Origin of the sequence: Sutterella parvirubra YIT 11816 (assembly GCF_000250875.1) — a bacterium.
GTDB lineage: Bacteria > Pseudomonadota > Gammaproteobacteria > Burkholderiales > Burkholderiaceae_F > Sutterella > Sutterella parvirubra.
This window is the reverse complement of sequence record NZ_JH604981.1, coordinates 11,438-12,186: the sequence shown is the minus strand read 5'-3', so window position 1 is coordinate 12,186 and position 749 is coordinate 11,438. Positions and strand designations below refer to the sequence as shown.

At 64.0% G+C, this 749-nt stretch carries 1 protein-coding gene; it reads left to right on the top strand.

The annotated features are described in order from the left end of the window. Positions 1–378 precede the first annotated feature (378 nt). Positions 379–749: aminotransferase class I/II-fold pyridoxal phosphate-dependent enzyme (locus HMPREF9440_RS11970; RefSeq protein WP_008542563.1), on the top strand; the 371-nt coding region annotated here is incomplete at its 3' end.

Sequence of the window (749 nt, the reverse complement as noted above, 5' to 3'; positions counted from 1 at the left end):
CTGAAGTATTTATCAGGATGTTTAATAAGACGGCGGCAAGGACGGGCGGACGGGCGGCTCAGCCCGCCCCGGATCTCCCCGTAAAAGAAGAAGGCACGCGAACGAAAATCCGCGTGCCTTCTCTTTTTGCAAAACGGCCGCCCTCTGCCATCGCCCCGACTTCCCGCAGAGCGCCGCGCTTTTCCTCTTCCGGTCAAACAAATCCCCCAAGATCCCGCCCAAGTCCATTCGATTGGGGCTTTTGTCGTAGAAGCGCGGGCCTCGGTGCGGTCCTATCGGCCCTATAGTGTTGAGACCCGCCGAAGACGGGCGGCCGAAATCGGCAGAAATCGGCCTCCGCTCTTCCCCGAACCCAACCCAACCGAACGAGGCCCGCCCATGCTCACAAATCTCTTCTCCGATCTTTCGCCCCGTCCCGACGATCCCATCCTCGGCGTCGCCCGCGCCTTCGGGGAGGATCCGCGCGCCGACAAGGTGAACCTCTCCGTCGGGGTCTACCTCGACGACGAGGGGCGCATCCCGCTCCAACCCGTCGTGGCGGAAGCGGAAAAGCGCCTCCTCGACTCCAAAGCCCCGCACGGCTACGGGCCGATGGAGGGGCTCCCCAAATTCTGCAGCGCGGTGAAGCGCCTCGTTTTCGGCGACGACCCCGAGCTCCTTGCACGCATCTGCACCGTGCAGACGCTGGGCGGCACGGGGGCGCTCCAATTGGGTGCGGCCTTCGCGCAGAAGAACCTCAACGTGACGAC